Source organism: Variovorax sp. KBW07 (assembly GCF_003852515.1).
GTDB lineage: Bacteria > Pseudomonadota > Gammaproteobacteria > Burkholderiales > Burkholderiaceae_C > Variovorax.
In genome coordinates, this window is the sequence record NZ_QAJK01000024.1 from 119573 (window position 1) to 136808 (window position 17236).

Annotated in this window: 18 protein-coding genes; 12 read left to right on the forward strand and 6 right to left on the reverse strand. The window is 67.3% G+C overall.

The window, feature by feature from the left end; all coding sequences use genetic code 11:
• Window positions 1–74 precede the first annotated feature (74 nt).
• Complete coding sequence (locus DBV14_RS05100; protein WP_124458104.1) at window positions 75–1295, forward strand: serine hydrolase; 1221 nt, start codon at window positions 75–77, stop codon at window positions 1293–1295.
• A gap of 96 nt (window positions 1296–1391) precedes the next feature.
• Here the strand turns inward: DBV14_RS05100 and DBV14_RS05105 are convergent, their stop codons facing one another.
• Genes DBV14_RS05105 through aat form a run of 3 tightly spaced genes read right to left on the reverse strand, consistent with a single transcriptional unit; the run spans window position 1392 to window position 3755 of the window.
• Window positions 1392–2222 carry an IclR family transcriptional regulator gene (locus DBV14_RS05105; protein WP_124458105.1) on the reverse strand — a complete coding sequence of 277 codons (831 nt, stop codon included), beginning with the start codon at window positions 2220–2222 and terminating at the stop codon, window positions 1392–1394.
• Between the two features lie 31 nt (window positions 2223–2253).
• A complete protein-coding gene (locus tag DBV14_RS05110) occupies window positions 2254–3003 on the reverse strand; it encodes an arginyltransferase (RefSeq protein ID WP_124458106.1) in 750 nt (249 codons plus the stop codon).
• Entirely contained in the window at window positions 3000–3755 is a 756-nt protein-coding gene (gene aat, locus DBV14_RS05115) for a leucyl/phenylalanyl-tRNA--protein transferase (RefSeq protein WP_124458107.1), read from the reverse strand. The genes DBV14_RS05110 and aat overlap by 4 nt, the downstream gene beginning before the upstream one ends.
• A gap of 207 nt (window positions 3756–3962) precedes the next feature.
• Between aat and DBV14_RS05120 the strand changes: the two genes are divergently transcribed.
• The 5 genes from DBV14_RS05120 to DBV14_RS05140 are packed head-to-tail and all read left to right on the forward strand — an operon-like array spanning window position 3963 to window position 8429.
• Window positions 3963–6293, forward strand: coding sequence for a xanthine dehydrogenase family protein molybdopterin-binding subunit (locus tag DBV14_RS05120; RefSeq protein ID WP_124458108.1), 2331 nt, complete (start codon window positions 3963–3965; stop codon window positions 6291–6293).
• 34 nt (window positions 6294–6327) lie between these two features.
• Window positions 6328–7239 (forward strand): helix-turn-helix transcriptional regulator, encoded by a 912-nt coding sequence (locus DBV14_RS05125; RefSeq protein WP_124458109.1) that lies wholly within the window; start codon window positions 6328–6330, stop codon window positions 7237–7239.
• Window positions 7218–7577: a VOC family protein gene (locus tag DBV14_RS05130; protein WP_124458110.1), complete on the forward strand. Its 360-nt coding sequence runs from the start codon at window positions 7218–7220 to the stop codon at window positions 7575–7577. The genes DBV14_RS05125 and DBV14_RS05130 overlap by 22 nt, the downstream gene beginning before the upstream one ends.
• A 16-nt stretch (window positions 7578–7593) precedes the next feature.
• Window positions 7594–7998, forward strand: a complete 405-nt coding sequence (locus DBV14_RS05135; RefSeq protein ID WP_124458111.1) for an SRPBCC family protein — start codon at window positions 7594–7596, stop codon at window positions 7996–7998.
• Window positions 7995–8429, forward strand: a complete 435-nt coding sequence (locus DBV14_RS05140) for a nuclear transport factor 2 family protein (RefSeq protein WP_124458112.1) — start codon at window positions 7995–7997, stop codon at window positions 8427–8429. The genes DBV14_RS05135 and DBV14_RS05140 overlap by 4 nt, the downstream gene beginning before the upstream one ends.
• Here DBV14_RS05140 and pobA read toward each other — a convergent pair.
• On the reverse strand, window positions 8399–9580 hold the full coding sequence (gene pobA, locus DBV14_RS05145; RefSeq protein ID WP_124458113.1) for a 4-hydroxybenzoate 3-monooxygenase: 1182 nt from the start codon (window positions 9578–9580) through the stop codon (window positions 8399–8401). The genes DBV14_RS05140 and pobA overlap by 31 nt on opposite strands.
• A 133-nt stretch (window positions 9581–9713) precedes the next feature.
• On the opposite strand from pobA, the gene DBV14_RS05150 reads away from it, so the two are divergent.
• The 5 genes from DBV14_RS05150 to DBV14_RS05170 all read left to right on the forward strand — a co-directional run bounded on the left by DBV14_RS05150 (window position 9714) and on the right by DBV14_RS05170 (window position 14439).
• Window positions 9714–10484, forward strand: a complete 771-nt coding sequence (locus tag DBV14_RS05150) for an IclR family transcriptional regulator C-terminal domain-containing protein (protein ID WP_124458114.1) — start codon at window positions 9714–9716, stop codon at window positions 10482–10484.
• Window positions 10485–10536: 52 nt separating this feature from the next.
• Window positions 10537–11196, forward strand: coding sequence for a response regulator (locus tag DBV14_RS05155; RefSeq protein ID WP_124458115.1), 660 nt, complete (start codon window positions 10537–10539; stop codon window positions 11194–11196).
• Complete coding sequence (locus DBV14_RS05160; RefSeq protein WP_124458116.1) at window positions 11193–12533, forward strand: ATP-binding protein; 1341 nt, start codon at window positions 11193–11195, stop codon at window positions 12531–12533. The genes DBV14_RS05155 and DBV14_RS05160 overlap by 4 nt, the downstream gene beginning before the upstream one ends.
• A gap of 90 nt (window positions 12534–12623) precedes the next feature.
• The gene (locus tag DBV14_RS05165) at window positions 12624–14111 is read left to right on the forward strand and encodes a Do family serine endopeptidase (RefSeq protein ID WP_124458117.1); all 1488 of its coding nucleotides are present in this window, start codon (window positions 12624–12626) and stop codon (window positions 14109–14111) included.
• Window positions 14112–14136: 25 nt separating this feature from the next.
• Window positions 14137–14439, forward strand: coding sequence for a hypothetical protein (locus DBV14_RS05170; RefSeq protein WP_124458118.1), 303 nt, complete (start codon window positions 14137–14139; stop codon window positions 14437–14439).
• A gap of 24 nt (window positions 14440–14463) precedes the next feature.
• Here the strand turns inward: DBV14_RS05170 and DBV14_RS05175 are convergent, their stop codons facing one another.
• On the reverse strand, window positions 14464–15468 hold the full coding sequence (locus DBV14_RS05175) for a YafY family protein (protein ID WP_124458119.1): 1005 nt from the start codon (window positions 15466–15468) through the stop codon (window positions 14464–14466).
• A gap of 87 nt (window positions 15469–15555) precedes the next feature.
• Here DBV14_RS05175 and DBV14_RS05180 point away from each other — a divergent pair, with 87 nt between their 5' ends.
• Window positions 15556–15960 carry a GFA family protein gene (locus DBV14_RS05180; protein ID WP_124458120.1) on the forward strand — a complete coding sequence of 135 codons (405 nt, stop codon included), beginning with the start codon at window positions 15556–15558 and terminating at the stop codon, window positions 15958–15960.
• A gap of 65 nt (window positions 15961–16025) precedes the next feature.
• Here the strand turns inward: DBV14_RS05180 and DBV14_RS05185 are convergent, their stop codons facing one another.
• Window positions 16026–16907, reverse strand: a complete 882-nt coding sequence (locus DBV14_RS05185) for a CsgG/HfaB family protein (protein ID WP_124458121.1) — start codon at window positions 16905–16907, stop codon at window positions 16026–16028.
• Between the last annotated feature and the right edge of the window lie 329 nt (window positions 16908–17236).

Here is a 17236-nt window from a genome sequence, read left to right on the forward strand (position 1 = left end):
AGTAACTGATATTGCGTGTCTTTTTTGATTTCGATACACTGCGGTCCTCGTTTGTCGCCGCTGGAGATTTATTAATGCCTGAAGCCCGTCTCCGCCGAGTTTCCAGCCAGCGGTTTCTACCCGCGTTCAAATTCATCGCCGTCGCGCTGTGCGCCACGGCGTTTTTGCTGCCTGGCGCCCAGGCCGCAAAGAAAGAAAAGCCCGCTGCCGCCAAGACCGCCAACGCCGCCGCCTCCAAGAAGGCGAAGGGTCCGGTGCCGGTCGAGGTCAAGCGCAACGCGTCCGCCAAGGGTGCGCGCACTGCTGCCGTCGCCCAGCGCGGCGGCCGGGCCGAGAAAAATGAAAAAGTAGAAAAGGTCGTTCGCGGGGGGCGCAACGTGGTTGCCACCATCCGCAAGAAGAACGGCAAGACCGTGGTGGCCGTGCAGCGCCGCTCGGTGGTTCGCGTCGAGGCGCCCGCGCGCCAGTCCTTCGGCCAGATGGCCGGCCTGCATGGCACCGAGGACGTGCTCGACCTGAAGTCGAGCGTGGCGCTGGTCATCGACCAGGACACGCACGAAGTGCTGTTCAGCAAGAACGACCACGCTGTGCTGCCGATTGCCTCGCTCACCAAGCTCATGACCGGCCTGCTGATCAGCGAAGCCCATCTGCCGAACGACGAGCTCATCACCATCACCCAGGACGACGTCGACACCGAAAAGGGCAGCCGTTCGCGGCTGACGGTCGGCTCCACGCTGTCGCGCGGCGAACTGCTGCACCTGGCGCTGATGTCGAGCGAAAACCGCGCCGCGCACGCGCTGGGCCGCACCTACCCGGGTGGCCTGACCACGTTCGTGAGCATCATGAATGCCAAGGCCAAGATGCTCGGCATGAAGGACACACGCTACGTCGAGCCCACCGGCCTGTCGAGCCGCAACCAGTCGAGCGCGCAAGACCTGGCGCTGCTGGTCAATGCCGCTTACTCCGACGCCACCGTGCGTTCGCTTTCCACCTCGCCTGAATACCAGGTCGAAGTCGGCAACCGCGTGCTGCAGTTCAACACCACCAACCGCCTCGTGAAGAGCCCCGATTGGGAAATCGGCGTGCAGAAGACGGGCTACATCTCCGAAGCCGGCCAGTGCCTCGTGATGCAGGCGAAGGTCGCCGGACGCAAGCTGATCATGGTGTTCCTGGATTCGGCCGGCAAGTTCAGCCGCATTGCCGATGCGGAGCGCGTGCGCCGCTGGGTCGAAGCCACGCATTCCATCGGTTCGCCGGCGGCTTCCCGTGCGGCCAGCTACCAGGTTGCCGGCTGAGAGAGCCACCGGGAAGGACAAACAGAAAAGGCCCGCAACGCGGGCCTTTTCATTTGGCGGAGCCGATCGGGTTTGATGGCCTGGTCGGCGCGCCGATCAGGTGCCCGTCGTCGAAGCACCGCCGTTCGCGGGCGGCGGCGTGACCGGTGCCCCATCCTTGAACCCGAGCGCCCCCGAGATCTCGTTGGCCGTGGCCTGCAGCTTGGGCAACCAGCCTTCGTCCAGTCGGTCGGCCGGGGCAGAAATCGACAGCCCCGCCACCAGCTTGCCCTGGTCGTCGTAGATGCCGGCGGCCATGCAGCGCACGCCCAGCTCCAGCTCTTCGTTGTCGCGGGCAATGCCGTACTGCCGCGCCTTCGACAGCTCGCGTTCGAGCGCCGGCAGCTGCGTGATGCTGTTGCGCGTGTGGCCGGCCAGGCCCGTGCGCGTGGCGTAGCTGCGCACCCGCTGCGGGTCGTCGGCGGCCAGGAACAGCTTGCCGGTCGAGGTGAGGTGCAGGGCGGCCCGCCCGCCGATGGCGCGCACCACCTGCATGCCCGAGCGTTCGCTGTACGAACGCTCGATGTACACGATTTCATCGCCCTGGCGCATGCTCAGGTTGACCGGCTGCTGGGTGAGCTTGTGCAGTTCGCGCATCGGGCCCAGGGCGGCGTCGCGCACGTTGAGCCGGCCCTTCACAAGGTTGCCCAGTTCCAGCAGGCGCATGCCGAGCCGGTAGCTGCCGGCCTCGGGCCGGTCGACAAAGCGGCCGACCGCGAGGTCGTTGAGGATGCGGTGCGTGGTCGAGGGGTGGAGCCCGGTCTTTTCGCTGATCTCCTTCAGCGAAATAGCTTCCTCGCGCGATGCCAGGACATCGATCAGCGAGAACATCCGCTCGATCACCTGGATCACGGGAACGGCGGGAACGTCGGATTGGTTTTTTCTCATGGCGCTGTGCGGTGATGACCGGGCGCCAATTTTACCTTGTGAAATCGCCCGGTGCCTGCCAGTGACCATCCACCAACACTTCGTGGGGGGAAAAGCGCGCCTTGTAGTTCATCTTGGCGCTGTGCTCGATCCAGTAGCCCAGGTAGACATGCGGCAGGCCCAGCTTGCGCGCCTGCTCGATCTGCCAGAGCACGCTGTACGTGCCGTAGCCGGCGCTCGTGTCCGGCTCATAGAAGGTGTAGACGGCCGAGATGCCGTCGTTCAGCACGTCGAGGATCGACACCATCCGCAGCGCGCCCGCGCTGCCGTCGGGCAGCGTTTCGCGAAACTCCACCAGCCGCGAATTGACGCGGCTTTGCAGCAGGAACTGGGTGTACTGGTCGATGCTGTCGTGGTCCATGCCGCCGCCCGCGTGGCGACCGTTCTGGTAGCGCAGGTAGAGCTGGTAGTGCTCGGGCATGAAGCACAGCTTGAGCACGCGCGCCTGCAGGTTGGCATGCTGCTTCACGGCCCGCCGCTGGCTGCGCGTGGGGCGAAATTCGTTCGCCAGCACCCGCAGCGGAATACACGCGCGGCAGCCGTCGCAGTAGGGGCGGTAGGTGAACATGCCGCTGCGCCGGAAGCCGCTGAGCACGAGGTCGGAATAGGCGTCGTTGTGGATCAGGTGGCTGGGCGTGGCCACCTGCGACCGGGCCTGGCGATCCGGCAGGTAGCTGCAGGGATAGGGCGCCGTCGCATAGAACTGCAGCGTGTGAAGCGGGAGGTCCTTGAGGTGCGTCACGTCGAAAAAGGAGGTCGCGCGGACAGGAGTTCGGTCCAGTATACGGGCTCGAATCGCCAGCGTGGAGCCTCTTGTTTGCGTGCCGTTGCCACATGCGCGACGAAGCGCTTGCGCGCCATCTCGTGGGCGCCGAGGCTGGCCAGGTGCGCGGTGTTCTGCTGGCAGTCGATCATCTGCACGCCGAAGTGGCGGCATAGCGACACCAGCGCGGCAAGGGCAATCTTCGAGGCGTCGGGCTGGCGCGTGAACATTGATTCGCCGAACACCGCGCGGCCCAGCGCCACGCAATACAGGCCGCCCGCGAGCTTGCCGTCGATCCATGTCTCGACGCTGTGGGCGTGGCCGGCTTCGTGCAAATTCGTATAGGCCTTCACCATGTCGGGCACGATCCAGGTGCCCGACTGGCCCACGCGGGGCGAGCGCGAACAGGCATCGATGACCGACGAAAAATCGTGGTCGATGCGCACCTCGCAACCCGGCGTTTCCGTAAATCGGATCAAGGTCTTGCGAAGCGATCGGTGCAGCTTGAACTGCGCCACCTGCAGCACCATGCGCGGGTCCGGGCTCCACCACAGGATGGGCTGGTCTTCGCTGAACCACGGAAAGACGCAGTTGCCGTAAGCCTGCATCAGAGTATCGACATCGAGTGCGCCGCCGGCCGCCAGCAAGCCCGGTACAGGGTCGGCCACACCCCACGCGGAAGCGGGATCGGGCAGGGCGTCTCCGGGTTCGAGCCAAGGCAGTTGTCGCATGGGCGTAGGTATACACGGCTTCGCCAACCCCTATCCGGTTGGGCGAAAATCTCATATGGCCGACACCGCCACGAGGGTTCGGCCCACACGACACGGCACCACAAAACCCGCCGAAAACTCTATAGTGCACGGCTTGCATTCGCAGCAGTACCCACGCAGATCAGGCAGGCCCACGCACACGCCGGGGATCAGCACAAGAGGACCACGTTGACCACTGAACCCAATCCCACGCGCTTCGGCAGCGGCCAGGCGGTGCGCCGTCTCGAAGACGAAAGCCTGCTGGCAGGCGCCGGACACTACACCGACGACGTCACGCTCCCCGAACAGGCGCACCTCGTTTTTCTGCGTTCCTCGTACCCGCACGCACGCATCCTCTCGATCGACACGAGCGCGGCCGCGGCCATGCCCGGTGTGCTGCGAGTGATCACCGGCGCCGACCTTGCCGAGGCGGGTGTCAAGCCCTTGCCGGGCGCCGCGGGCTTCAAGCGCGCGGACGGCTCCGACAGCGCCAGCCCACCGCGCCATGCCATTGCCCACGAGCGCACGCGCTTCGTCGGCGAGGCCGTGGCAGCGGTCATAGCCGACACCATCCAGCAGGCGCGCGATGCCACCGAAGCTATCGTGATCGACTACGAAGACCTTCCCATGGTGGTCGACCTGGCCAGCGCCACCGCCGAAGGCGCGCCGCAACTGTGCGAAGAGGCCTCCGGCAATATTGCAGCAGAGATGCGTCATGGCAGCAGCGAAGCCGCAACGGCCGCCTTTGCAAAGGCCAGCCACGTGGTTGCGCTCGACGTGAACAACCAGCGCGTGGTCGCGCTCACCATCGAGCCGCGCTCCGTGCTTGCGGCGCACGACGGCGAGACGGGTCGCCTCACCATTCGCATGAGCACCCAGATGCCTTCCGGCGTGCGTGATTCCGTGTGCGCGGCCATTGGCCTGCCCAAGGACAAGGTGCGCGTGGTGGTGGGGGACGTGGGCGGCGGTTTCGGCATGAAGACCGGCGCCTACCCCGAAGACATCGCGGTCGCGTTCGCGGCCCTGCAGGTCAAGCGCCCGGTCAAGTGGGTGGCCGACCGCAGCGAAGAATTCCTCTCGAGCGCGCATGGCCGCGACATCGAGGCGCGCGCCGAAATGGCGCTCGATGCCGACGGCAAGATCCTCGCGCTGCGCATCAAGACGCTGGCCAACGTGGGCGCCTACGCCACCGGCACCGGCGTGGCCATCCAGTTGCTGATCGGCCCCTGGGTGCAGACCAGTGTGTACGACATCCAGACCATCGACTTCCACTTCAAGGCCGTGCTCACCAACACGGCGCCCACAGGCGCCTACCGCGGTGCGGGCCGTCCCGAAGCCATCTTCACCATCGAACGCCTGATGGACGAAGCTGCGCGCCAGACCGGCATCGACCGCGTCGCGCTGCGCCGCCGCAACTTCATCCGCCCCGAGCAGATGCCGTACAAGAACCCGATGGCGCAGACCTACGACACCGGCAACTTCGAGTCGGTGATGGACCAGGCGCTCACGCTGGCCGACTGGCAGGGCTTCGAGGCCCGCGCGGCCGAATCAGCGAGTCATGGCAAGCACCGCGGCCTTGGCATCGCCACCTTTCTCGAATGGACCGGCGGCAACGTGTTCGAAGAACGCGTCACGGTCTCGGTGCAGGCCGACGGCGTGATCGAGGTGTTCTCCGCCGTCAATGCCATGGGGCAGGGCATTGCCACCTCGCTGGCGCAGCTGGCGGTCGATGCCTTCGGCGTGCCGATCGACAAGGTGCGCGTGGTGCTCGGCGACACCGACCGCGGCGACGGCTTCGGCAGTGCCGGCTCGCGCTCGCTCTTCACAGGCGGCTCGGCCGTGCGCATCGGTGCCGAGCGCACCATCGACAAGGCACGCGAGCTTGCCGCGCAGGAATTCGAGGCCGCGCTCGACGACATCACCTACAGCCGCGGCGTGTTCACCGTGGCCGGCACCGACCTCGAACTCGATCTCTTCACGCTGGCCGGCAAGCAGCCCGAGCGCGAGATCTTCATCGACTCCACCAGCACCGTGGCCGGCCCGACCTGGCCCAACGGCTGCCACATCTGCGAGATCGAGATCGATCCGCCCACCGGCGAGATCAGCGTGGTGGCCTACAGCTCCGTCAACGACGTGGGCCGCGTGATCAACCCCATGATCGTGCGCGGCCAGCTCGAAGGCGGCGCGGTGCAGGGCATTGGGCAGGCACTGTACGAGCAGGTCGTGTACGACCACGAAACCGGCCAGCCCGTCACCGGCAGCCTGATGGACTACGCCGCTCCGCGTGCCGACATCGTCAACACCATGTTCAACATGGAAATGGACGAATCGACGCCGTGCGCCAACAACCCGCTGGGCGTGAAGGGCGTGGGCGAACTCGGCACCATCGGCGCCACGCCGGCCATCGTGAATGCGGTGGCCGATGCCTTCGCGCGCAACGGCCTGGCCACGCGCGCCCCACGCCTGCACATGCCGCTGAGCCCGTCGCGGGTATGGCAAGCCATGCAGACTGTCGACTGAGTTTCAACGACCTGGTGTCCGAAGGGGGCGCGCCATGCTCGTCACCACCGAACTGCAGACCGACCCGATCCGCGTGTCCAGCTATCGCTGCGACGCGGGGCCTGGCGCCAAGCCCTTCACCGAGCTGCATGAGGGCTACTCGGTCTCTTACGTACGCAAGGGCAGCTTCGGCTATCGCACACGCGGCAACGCGTACGAGCTGGTCGCCGGCTCGGTGCTGGTGGGCTGCCCGGGCGATGAATACGTGTGCACGCACGACCACCACATCTGCGGCGACGAGTGCCTGGCGTTTCACCTGTCGCCGGGCTTTGTCGACCTGATCGGCGGCGACCAGCGAACGTGGCGCACCGCGGGCCTGCCGCCGCTCCCCGAACTCATGGTGCTCGGCGAACTCGCTCAGGTTGCGGCCGAAGGCCAGAGCGACGTCGGGCTGGACGAGCTGGGCATGTGGTTTGCCAGCCGCTTCGTCGAAGTGGTGGCAGGGCGCGGCAAGCCGGTGCCGCAACTGGCCGGAGCGCGCGACCGCCGCCGTGCGGTCGATGCCGCCATGTGGATCGACGCTCACTCGCACGACGACATCGGGCTCGACGGCGCGGCCTCCGACGCCGGCTTGAGCTCGTTCCATTTCCTGCGCCTGTTTTCGCAGGTGCTCGGCGTCACGCCGCACCAGTACCTGGTGCGCTCCCGGTTGCGCCATGCCGCGCGCCTGCTGGCCGATGGCGACCGGCACGTGACCGACGTGGCCTTCGACGTGGGCTTTGCCGACCTGAGCAACTTCGTGCGCACTTTCCATCGCGCCGCGGGGGTGTCGCCGCGTGGCTTCCGGCAGGCCGCCAAGGGCGACCGCAAGATTCTCCAAGACCGCATGACGGCCCTTCTCGATGATGACCGCCTGATCCATTCATCGAGCAGAAAGTCATCGCCATGTACGACCACATCGGACTGAAAGTCAAAGACCTCGCCGCGAGCCGGCGCTTCTTCGAAGCGGCGCTCGCACCGCTCGGCCACGTGCTGGGCTCCCACGACGACAGCTATGCCGGCATCGGCCCGGCGGATGCGCCCGCGCTGTGGCTCTATGCGGCCAAGGATGCGAAGGGCCCTGGCACGCACATCGCCTTCCGCGCGGCAGATCACAAGGCCGTTGCCGCCTTCCACAAGGCGGGCCTGAAAGCCGGCGGCACCGACAACGGTGGCGCCGGTCCACGCGCCGACTACAGCCCGACCTACTACGCGGCCTTCCTGATCGACCCCGACGGCAACAACGTGGAGGCCGTCTGCCCCTGAGGCACGGAGAAGCACCATGGCAACCATCTACAAGGAATTCATCGTCGAGGCCGATGCACGGCAGGTCTGGGACGCGCTGCGCGACTTCGGCGCCGTGCACACCCGCCTGGCGCCCGGCTTCCTGACCGGCTGCCAGCTGGACGGGCAGGGCGCACGCATCGTCCACTTTGCCAACGGCCTCGTGGCACGCGAACTGCTGGTGGGCATCGATGAAGCGAACCACCGCCTGGCCTATACGGTGACCGACGGCAAGGCCAGCCACCACCACGCGTCGGCCCAGGTGTTCGCGCATGGCGAGGGCCGCTCGCGCTTCGTGTGGATCACCGACGTGCTGCCCGACGGGCTTGCCGCTTATATCGAGCCGATGATGGCGCAGGGCGGCGCTGCGATGAAGAAGACGCTGGAGACGCAGGCCGGATGAGCACATCAGCCTCGCGCGCGATCCATGCCGTCGTGCAACGCTACGCGGATGCCTGGGTCGCCAACGACCTGAAGGCCATCTTCGACTGCTACCACGACGAAGTCGTCTTCCACTACTTCGGCCGGAGTCCACTGGCCGGCACACACCGCGGCAAGGCGGCCTGCCTTGCCGTGCTCAAGCAGGTGAAGGAGCGAACGAACCGCCGGTTGCTGTCGATTCGCGATGTGCTGGCCGGCGAGCACTTCGGGCTGATCGTCGCCGTCGAGCAGTTCGAACATGGGGGCAGGGCGATCGAGCTGGAGCGCCTGCTGCGCTACGCGGTGAGAGACGACAGGCTCTCCGAATGCTGGATCTACGACGAAGACCAACGCCTCGTCGACGAAGTGCTGGCGGCGCAGCCTCAGAAGTCTTCGAGCGGCAGCCCCACGTAGTTTTCCGCCAGCGCGGTGGCCGCCGCCTTCGAATGCACCAGGTAGTCGAGCTCGGCTTCCTGGATCTTCTGGCCAAAGGCGCCGGTCTCGGGAAAACGGTGCATCAGCGACGTGAACCACCACGAGAAGCGCTCGGCCTTCCAGACGCGGCGCAGGCACAGATCGGAATAGCGGTCGAGCGCGGAGGCCGATTTCTCGCTGTAGAAAATCTCGAGCGCACGCGAGAGATAGCCCACATCGGCGGTCGCAAGGTTCAGTCCCTTGGCGCCGGTCGGCGGCACGATGTGCGCGGCGTCGCCCGCCAGGAACAGCGAGCCGAAGCGCATCGGCTCGGCGACGAAGCTGCGCAGCGGCGCAATGCTCTTTTCGAGCGAAGGGCCCGTCACCAGGCGCTCGCGGGCCTCGGGGTCCAGGCGTGAGCGCAGTTCGTTCCAGAAGGCTTCGTCGCTCCAGTTTTCCACGCGCTCTTCGGTCGGCACCTGCACGTAGTAGCGGCTGCGGGTGGCGCTGCGCATGCTGCACAACGCAAAGCCGCGCTCCGTGTTGGCGTAGATCAGTTCGTGCGACACCGGCGGCACGTCGGCCAGCACGCCGAGCCAGCCGAAGGGGTAGACCTTCTCGTAGGTCTGGATCGCATCGGCCGGCACGCTGGCGCGGCTTACGCCGTGGTAGCCGTCGCAGCCGGCAATGAAGTCGCATTCGATCTCGTGCGCCTGGCCGTCTTTCTCGTAGCGCACGCGCGGCCTGGCCGAATCGAAATCGTGCAGGCTCACGTTGGCTGCGCTGTAGACCGTGGCCAGGCCCTCTGCTTCTCGCGCCTCCATCAGGTCGCGCGTCACCTCGGTCTGGCCATACACCGTGACCTGCTTGCCGCCCGTGAGGCCGTGCATGTCGATGCGATGGCGCGCGCCCTTGAACAGCAGTTCGATGCCTTCGTGCGGCAGGCCTTCGGCCCTGGCGCGGGTGTCTACGCCGGCACGTGCCAGCAGGTCCATGGTGACCTGTTCCAGCACGCCGGCGCGGATGCGTCCCAGCACATAGTCGCCGCTCTGGCGTTCGACGATGACGTTGTCGATGCCTGCCTTGTGCAGCAGCTGTCCGAGCAGAAGGCCGGCGGGGCCTGCGCCGATGATGGCGACCTGGGTGCGCATGGGTTCGTGTCTCCGAAAGGGTTTGGCCGAGCGTAGGGCGCGCCCGGCTTCTTGGGGCGGCAAACCGCGAGGCTCTGTGCGATCATGCGAACGCGTGCGCGATGATCGCGCAAACACTTCGACACAGCCACGAATGACCATCGCCAAAGCCGATTTCATCGAAGGCATCGCCAAGGGAATGGCGGTGCTGGAAAGCTTCGACACCGAACGCCAGCGCCTCAATGCCACCCTGGCCGCCGAGCGCGCCGGCCTCACGCGGGCCGCGGCCCGCCGGCACCTGCTCACGCTGGCCCACCTGGGCTACCTGGAAACCGACGGCAGCTATTTCTGGATGGCACCGAAGGTGCTGCGCTTTTCGGGCAGCTACCTGGCGTCGTCGCGGCTGCCGCGCGCATTGCAGCCCACGCTGAACCGGCTGGCGGCGCAGACCGGCGAATCGTTCTCCGCAGTGGTGCTCGATGGCGAAGAGGTGGTCATCGTTGCGCGCAGCGGCAGCTACGGCACGCCGACGCGCGTGCTGGCCTACGGCCTGCACCTGGGCGCGCGGCTGCCGGCCCACGCCACTTCCACCGGCCGCGTGCTGCTGGCCGCGTTGCCGCCCACCCAGTTCACGCAGTGGCTCAAGGGCCGCCATCTCGCACGGCTCACGCCGCACACCGTGACCCAGGCGCGCGGCCTGCGCCAGCTTGTCGCGCGCGCACGCAAGGACGACCATTGCTTTGCCAGCGAAGAACACGAGCTGGGCGTGCAGGCGCTGGCGGTGCCGTTGCGCGACATGCAGGGCCACACGGTGGCCGCGCTCAACGTGGTGCTGTCGGGCACGCGCTACCAGGAAGAGGCCCTGCTGCGCGACATGCTGCCGCTGCTGTTCGAGGCGGCGCGCGAAGTCCGCTCGCTGCTCTGAACTGAACTTCCGCGGCCGCCCCTGCCTCGAAGCCTGACAACGGAACACAACCATGCGACTCCTGCTCCTGGAAGACGACGTGATGATCGGCGAAGCCGTGCTCGACCTGCTGCGCGCAGAGCAGTACGCGGTCGATTGGGTGAAAGACGGCGAGGCCGCCGAGTCCGCCCTGCGCACGCAGCAATACGACCTGGTGATGCTCGACCTGGGCGTGCCCCGGCGCGACGGCCTCGAGGTGCTGCGCAACCTGCGCGCCCGCAAGCAGCGCATGCCGGTGCTGATTGCCACCGCACGCGACTCGGTGCAGCAGCGCATCGAAGGGCTCGATGCCGGCGCCGACGACTACGTGCTCAAGCCTTACGACCTCGACGAACTGCTGGCCCGCATCCGCGCCTTGCTGCGCCGCGCGGCCGGGCGTGCCGAGCCGGTGTACGAGCACATGGGCGTGAGCATCAACCCGGCCACGCGCGAGGTGTCAGTGGGCGGCCAGCCCGTGGTGCTCTCGGCGCGCGAATGGGCTGTGCTGGAGCCGCTGCTGGCGCGTCCCGGCATGGTGCTGTCGCGTGCCCAGCTCGAAGAAAAACTCTACAGCTGGAAGGACGAGATCAGCAGCAACGCTGTCGAGGTGTATGTGCACGGCCTGCGCAAGAAGCTCGGCGCCGAGTTCATCCGCAATGTGCGCGGCGTGGGCTACATGGTGCCGAAGGTATGAGGCGCAGCCTGACCGGGTCGCTGCGCGCACGGCTGCTGTGGTTTCTGCTCGCGGCCATCGTGCTGGCGGCGGGCGCTCAGGCGCTGGTGGCGTACCGCACCGTGCTCAGCGAGGCCGACGACATCTTCGACTACCACATGCAGCAGATGGCGATGTCTTTGCGCGCCGGCCTGCCGCCGAGCGCGGCGGTCGGTGGCATCGGCAGCGGTGAACAGAATTTCGACTTCGTGGTGCAGGTGTGGACCGCCGACGGCGTGCGCATCTTCGAGTCCGCCGAGCAGGCCGCGCTGCCGCAGCTCGCGGTGCTGGGCTTTGCCGACGTGCGTGCGCGCGGCACCACCTACCGCGTGTTCTCGATGCAGACGCGCGGGCTGGTGATCCAGGTGGCGCAGGACATGGCGGCGCGGCGCAGCATGGCCGGCACGCTGGCGCTGCGCACCATCGCACCGGTGGCGCTGATGGCGCCATTGCTGATGCTGGTGGTGTGGTGGGTCGTGAGCCGTTCGCTGGCGCCGGTGGCGCGCGTGCGCAAGCAGGTGGCCTCGCGGCAGGCCGACGACCTTTCGCCGGTGAGCGAAGAAGATCTGCCCGAGGAGGTGCGCCCGCTGGTGCAGGAGCTGAACCTGCTGTTCGACCGGGTGCGCCATGCCTTCGATGCGCAGAAGCACTTCGTCGCCGATGCGGCGCACGAACTGCGCTCGCCGCTCGCGGCGTTGAAGCTGCAGGTGCAGGGCCTGCAGCGCGCGCCCGACGGCGCATCGCGCGACGTCGCGGTGAGCCGGCTGGTCGCGGGCATCGACCGCGCCACGCGGCTGGTCGAGCAGATGCTGGCACTGGCCCGGCATGAAGCCAGCATGGCCGCCGGTGCCAGGCCCGAGCATGTCGACCTGGCCGAGATCGCGCGCCTGGCCGTGTCCGACGCCGTGGCGGCGGCGCAGGCGCGGGGCATCGACATCGGCATTTCGCACGACGATGCGGCAGTGGTCAGCGGCCAGCCCGAGGCCTTGCGCATGATGTTGCGCAACCTGCTCGAGAACGCGGTCAAGTACACGCCCATCGAAGGGCGGGTCGACATCGGCATCACCCGGCGCGAGGGCGCCATCGAGCTCAGCGTGGACGACAGCGGCCCCGGCCTGCCCGAGTCCGAGCGCGAGCGCGTGCTCGACCGCTTCTACCGCTCCGGCGAAACGCAGGCGCCGGGCAGCGGGCTGGGCCTTGCCATCGTGAAGTCGATTGCCGAGCTGCATGGCGCCACGGTGGTGCTCGATGCATCGCCCAGCCTGGGTGGCTTGCGAGTGCGGGTGGTGTTTGCTCCCTCTCCCAAGGAAGGAGCGTAGAACCCGGGTCCGTTTAAGCGGCGCTTAAGTCAGCGCAACGACATTCCTTTCATCGTGTTTGCGTTGATACGCATTGAAAGGAACCGACCCATGAACACCCGTCTGACTTCCCCCCGCGCCCTGGCAATCGCACTGGCCAGCGCAGGTGTGATCGGCGCCGTCGGTGCCGGTGCCTACACCAGCGCCCGTGCCGTGAATGCGCCGACCACCAACGCCACGGCTGTGGCGCCCGCGGCCATGGTCACGCTGCCCGACTTCTCGACCATCACCTCGCGCGACGGTCCGGCCGTGGTCAACATCAGCGTGACAGGCACCATGAAGGCCTCGGACGACCAGGCCGCCGCGGAGATCGAAGGCATGGACCCGGACGACCCGATGTTCCAGTTCTTCCGCCGTTTCCAGGGCCAGATGGGGCCGCGCGGCCAGCAACAACAGCAACGCGACGTGCCGGTGCGCGCGCAGGGCTCGGGCTTCATCGTCGACCCCAGCGGCATCATCATCACCAACGCCCACGTCGTGAAAGACGCGAAGGAGGTCACCGTCAAGCTGACCGACCGCCGCGAGTTCCGCGCCAAGGTGCTGGGCGCCGATGCCAAGACCGACATCGCCGTGTTGAAGATCGACGCCAAGAACCTGCCGGTGCTCGCGCTCGGCAACACCAAGGACCTGAAGGTCGGCGAATGGGTGCTGGCCATCGGCTCGCCCTTCGGCTTCGAGAACACGGTCACGGCCGGCGTGGTGAGCGCCAAGGGCCGCTCGCTGCCCGACGACAGCTACGTGCCTTTCATCCAGACCGACGTGGCCGTGAACCCCGGCAACTCGGGTGGCCCGCTGCTGAACACGCGCGGCGAGGTGGTCGGCATCAACTCGCAGATCTACAGCCGCAGCGGTGGCTACCAGGGCGTGTCGTTCGCCATTCCCATCGACGTGGCGGTGCAGGTGAAAGACCAGATCGTCGCCACCGGCAAGGCCACGCACGCGCGGCTCGGCGTGGCCGTGCAGGAAGTGAACCAGGCCTTTGCCGATTCGTTCAAGCTCGACAAGCCCGAAGGCGCGCTGGTCTCGAACATCGAGAAGGGCGGCCCCGGCGACAAGGCCGGCCTGAAGGCGGGCGACGTGATCCGCAAGGTCGACGGGCAGAGCATCGTGTCGTCCGGCGACCTGCCGGCGGTCATCGGCCAGCAGGCCCCAGGCAAGAAGGTCACGCTCGAAGTGTGGCGCCAGGGCGAGCGGCAGGAGTTGCAGGCCAAGCTCGGCGATGCCAGCGACAAGCCGGCGCAGGTCGCGAAGGCCGACGCCTCGGTGGGCCAGGGCAAGCTGGGCCTGGCGCTGCGTCCGTTGCAGCCGCAGGAGAAGCGCGAGGCCGGCGTCGACAGCGGCCTGTTGATCGAAGACGCGGCGGGCCCCTCGGCCCAGGCCGGCGTGCAGGCGGGCGACGTGCTGCTGGCCATCAACGGCACGCCCGCGCAGAGCCTGGAGCAGGTGCGCGAGGTGGTGGCGAAGGCGACCAACAAGTCGGTGGCGCTGCTGATCCAGCGCGGCGAAGACAAGATCTTCGTGCCGGTCCGAATTGGATAAGGCTGGCTCCCGGGCTTCGCGCAGCATGACGTCGTCCGCCGGCGGCCTCTCGGCCCACATCCTGCCCACGTCGGCCACGATGATCGGCGTGTGCATGACCGTGATGTCGATCGGCCACCTCGGGCCACGCGACGACATGCGGCTGCTGATCGACCGCTTGCTTGCCGTCGATGCGCTGGTCTTCCTGGCCAGCGCGTTGTTGTCTTTCATCTCCATGCGCGCACGCCGGTCGGGCCTGCGGCTGGAGGCCTGGGGCGAGATGGTCTTCATTGCCGGGCTCGCGCTGCTGGCCCTGGGCGCGGTCACGCTGGCGTTTGCACTGCGCTGACGCAGCGACGGCGACGGCCACTGATCAGGACGCTTTTTTCTTTCGCACCTTGCTGCCATCGAGGCTGCCAGTACTGCTCTTGCGCGCCGCCTCGCCAAGCCGTGCGGCAACGCGCGACAGGTGCCCGACCAGTTCCGGTGGCGATTCGACTTCGAAGTCGTATTCCAGGCAGCCGAGCCACACCGCCAGCGCGTCGAGCGAATTGGCGCTTGTCGCGATGCGCGTGGCGCCCTCGCCGACGGCCTCCGGTGTGCCCCCGATCCAGCGCATGTGCGCTTCGAGCGCCTGCGGCGTTGCGTGCACCACGACGCTCGCATGGTGCAGGTAGGGCGAGACGTCGAGCGCATGGGCCATGTAGGCGGCCACGTCGCCGTGCGGCAGCCTGCGCGGCGTGAAGCGCTCGCCCGTGGGCACGGGCTCGACGATGCGGTCGAGGCGAAAGGTGCGCCAGTCTTCGCGCGCCGTGTCCCAGGCCAGCAGATACCAGCGATGGCCCGTCTGCACCACGCGATGCGGCTCCACCGTGCGCGCGGTGGCGGCGTCGTTGTGGTCGCGGTAGCCGAAGCGCAGCACGAGGCGGTCGGTGCAGGCTTCGGCCAGCAGGGTGACGGCCTTCAGGCGCACCGGTGACTTGTCGCGAACGATCGGCACCACGGAGGCACGCACGCTGTCGAGTCGGCGGCGCAGGCGCTGCGGCATCAGCTGTTCGAGCTTGGCCAGCGCGCGCATCGATGCGTTCTCGATGTCGCCGGGCGTGCCCGCCGGATTGCCCAGGCCCAGTGCTACGGCGATGGCTTCTTCGTCTTCCAGCAGCAGCGGGGGCAGGGCGGTGCCGGCGCCCAGGCGGTAGCCGCCGGCCACGCCCGATGTGGAATCGACGGTGTAGCCCAGGCTGCGCAGGCGGTCGACGTCGCGGCGCAGGGTGCGTTCGGTGATTTCGAGCCGCGTGGCCAACGCGGAGCCGGTCCAGGCGCGTTGGGCCTGGAACAACGAAAGCAGCCGGATCAGGCGTGCGGAAGCAGACAGCATGTGCGCATGATGCCGGTGATCGAGGACAGTATCTGTCCGCAATGGCCCGTAGCCTTGGCGCTTCTTTCAATCACACGGACACGACCCATGAAGAAGACATACAACGGCAGCTGCCACTGCGGCAAGGTGCGCTTCCAGGCGCTGATCGACCTTGCCGAAGGCACCGGCAAATGCAATTGCTCGATCTGTACCAAGTCCCGGGGATGGGGCGCCATCGTGAAGCCGGAGGCCTTCACGCTGCTGTCGGGCGAAGAAGAGCTGACGAGCTACCGGTTCAATACCGGCGTCGCCGAGCACCTCTTCTGCCGGCATTGCGGCATACGGTCGTTCGGCCGGGGCAACGTGCCGGAGATCGGCGGAGCCTATGTCAGTGTGAACGTGGCCTGCCTGGACGACGCGACGGTGCAGGAGTGGGCAACGGCGCCCGTCATGTACATGGACGGGCGCAACAACAACTGGTTCCAGCCGCCGGCCGAAACCCGCTACCTCTGAGCGCTGAAGAACAGAGCCGAGGCCCGCTGCTGCGGCAGGCCTTCGGCGTCCCTTCTTTTCTCTTCTTACTTGCGGCGACGCGGTTGCGGAGCCGAGGTCTGCGACGGCGGTGCCGCGCCGTCCACGCCCAGGCGGCCACCGCCACCAAGGCCTTGGCCGCGCACGGTCTGTGCCTTGTAGTTGCGCAGCGAACGGACCATCTGGTTGAAGGCGTCCATGAACGCAGCGGCAATCACCTTGCCTTGCGGAGTGCGCGTGTAGCCGCCGATGCCGCCGGCGGCCGAGAGGCCACCCAGGCCGGCAAAGCCCGCGAAGTCGGTCTTGGAAGCGCTGCCTTCGGCCGCCGCGACCTGCACGCCCGAGCGGTTGTCCACCAGGGTCAGCAGTGCGCTGGCTTCCTTGGTCTGCAGGCTCGCGCCGATGTTGGCAATGGCACGGCCGCGGCCGCCACCCACCAGCCCGCCGAGCGCGCCGCCCAGGCCGCCCGCGTCGCTGTTGCTGAACACGATCTCGGGCGACAGGCCGTAGTCGGAAGCCACCATCTGGCCGCGGCCGAAGTTGCTGCCGCCGCGCATTTCGCCCGACTGCATCAGCGCGCGTTCACGCGTCATGGCGTTCATGCCGGCCGCGCCGCGCTCGACCACCACGAAGCAGTTCGATTGCTGCACCAGCAGGCGCAGCAGGTTGGCGGTGGGGGGCAGCTTGTATTCGCCGGTGAGCACGGTGTACCAGCCGGCATTGACGTTCTCGACCAGCGAGACCGTACCGAGTGGGGAGTCGCAGCGCTCGAGTGCGCTGCTTTCGCCGGAGGTGGCCGCACCGGCTGCGCTGCCGGTGGCCACGGTCTTGGCCGACTGGTTGCCCATTTGCATGTCCATGGTCTGGCAGCCCGAGAGGACCAGCAGGCCGGCGAGTGCGCTTGCGAGAGAGAGTTTAGAAAAAGCCATGTCCCGATCTATCAAGTGAAAACAATACGGAGCGCCGCGGCGGGCGTCTCGTGTCGAAGATCGAAGCTGCAATTGCATGGCTTGTGGTCCTCCCGATCCGTCGCGCCGCTTGCGGCCGCGCGACGATAGGGCTCCGCGGATCGGCACGCCAGTGCCAAAAGTCATGGGTGCATGCGCGTGCGCACGGGTTGCCGGCAACCCGGTCCTCGATCGCTCCAGCCGTCGAAGCCGGACACGCGGAGTTGCCCGGAGGGCGGCGGCAGATGGAGCGTGGCGATTATTACTCAGGAAACTTTTGCAAACAGTCACGTAACAATGGCGTGCCGCTT

Excerpts from the sequence above, each read along its gene's own strand:
- DBV14_RS05100 (WP_124458104.1), top strand. The coding sequence starts at position 75 with ATGCCTGAAGCCCGTCTCCGCCGAGTTTCCAGCCAGCGGTTTCTACCC.
- DBV14_RS05105 (WP_124458105.1), bottom strand. The coding sequence starts at position 2,222 with ATGAGAAAAAACCAATCCGACGTTCCCGCCGTTCCCGTGATCCAGGTG.
- aat (WP_124458107.1), bottom strand. The coding sequence starts at position 3,755 with ATGCGACAACTGCCTTGGCTCGAACCCGGAGACGCCCTGCCCGATCCC.
- DBV14_RS05125 (WP_124458109.1), top strand. The coding sequence starts at position 6,328 with ATGCTCGTCACCACCGAACTGCAGACCGACCCGATCCGCGTGTCCAGC.
- DBV14_RS05130 (WP_124458110.1), top strand. The coding sequence starts at position 7,218 with ATGTACGACCACATCGGACTGAAAGTCAAAGACCTCGCCGCGAGCCGG.
- DBV14_RS05135 (WP_124458111.1), top strand. The coding sequence starts at position 7,594 with ATGGCAACCATCTACAAGGAATTCATCGTCGAGGCCGATGCACGGCAG.
- DBV14_RS05140 (WP_124458112.1), top strand. The coding sequence starts at position 7,995 with ATGAGCACATCAGCCTCGCGCGCGATCCATGCCGTCGTGCAACGCTAC.
- pobA (WP_124458113.1), bottom strand. The coding sequence starts at position 9,580 with ATGCGCACCCAGGTCGCCATCATCGGCGCAGGCCCCGCCGGCCTTCTG.
- DBV14_RS05150 (WP_124458114.1), top strand. The coding sequence starts at position 9,714 with ATGACCATCGCCAAAGCCGATTTCATCGAAGGCATCGCCAAGGGAATG.
- DBV14_RS05155 (WP_124458115.1), top strand. The coding sequence starts at position 10,537 with ATGCGACTCCTGCTCCTGGAAGACGACGTGATGATCGGCGAAGCCGTG.
- DBV14_RS05160 (WP_124458116.1), top strand. The coding sequence starts at position 11,193 with ATGAGGCGCAGCCTGACCGGGTCGCTGCGCGCACGGCTGCTGTGGTTT.
- DBV14_RS05165 (WP_124458117.1), top strand. The coding sequence starts at position 12,624 with ATGAACACCCGTCTGACTTCCCCCCGCGCCCTGGCAATCGCACTGGCC.
- DBV14_RS05170 (WP_124458118.1), top strand. The coding sequence starts at position 14,137 with ATGACGTCGTCCGCCGGCGGCCTCTCGGCCCACATCCTGCCCACGTCG.
- DBV14_RS05175 (WP_124458119.1), bottom strand. The coding sequence starts at position 15,468 with ATGCTGTCTGCTTCCGCACGCCTGATCCGGCTGCTTTCGTTGTTCCAG.
- DBV14_RS05180 (WP_124458120.1), top strand. The coding sequence starts at position 15,556 with ATGAAGAAGACATACAACGGCAGCTGCCACTGCGGCAAGGTGCGCTTC.
- DBV14_RS05185 (WP_124458121.1), bottom strand. The coding sequence starts at position 16,907 with ATGGCTTTTTCTAAACTCTCTCTCGCAAGCGCACTCGCCGGCCTGCTG.